Annotated in this window: 1 protein-coding gene; it reads right to left on the reverse strand. The window is 42.8% G+C overall.

Annotated features, from left to right (window positions below):
- Positions 1 to 309: 309 nt before the first annotated feature.
- A partial coding sequence (locus OOZ15_RS20050; RefSeq protein WP_265958199.1) for a single-stranded DNA-binding protein occupies positions 310 to 545 on the reverse strand: 236 nt, incomplete at its 5' end.

Raw genomic sequence — 545 nt, forward strand, 5'->3', positions numbered from 1 at the left:
TAAAGGTTTCTTGCAGCCCAATGGTGTCCTTGTCCCAATTCTTATAGAGCAGTTTTGCAGCCTCTCCCGAGCTTCTGATTGGCTTTGATTTCAATGTACCTATCTTCTCGCGGTAGCTTATCTGTATTTCGTTAACTTTGTCTTTACTCATAGCTGAATATTTATTTTGGAATTCGTGAAATTGAAAATTTGCTTGCCAAATTAAAATTCGGCGAAGCCAATCTTCGATTTCATTGTTCATTTGTTTAAAAGTGAATGATTAAAAGAGGGCGCAACTTTCGATGGGAACGCCCTCTTTGTGTTAGTGGTTTAACTGTTACCGCCCAATAGCAGGATTTCAGAGGCTACGACCTCGGTAACGTAACGCTTTACACCCTCCTTGTCCTCATAGGAACGGGAGGTCAATTTTCCTTCAATGGCAATTTCCTTGCCCTTGCCCACATACTTTTCGATGATGTCTGCGGTCTTGCCCCAAGCGACAACGGTGTGCCAGTTGGTTTCGGTCTGTTTCTCCCCTTTGGAATTTTTATAATCCTCATTGGTGG

The sequence above is a fragment of the Galbibacter kalidii genome (assembly GCF_026241135.1).
Classification (GTDB): domain Bacteria; phylum Bacteroidota; class Bacteroidia; order Flavobacteriales; family Flavobacteriaceae; genus Galbibacter.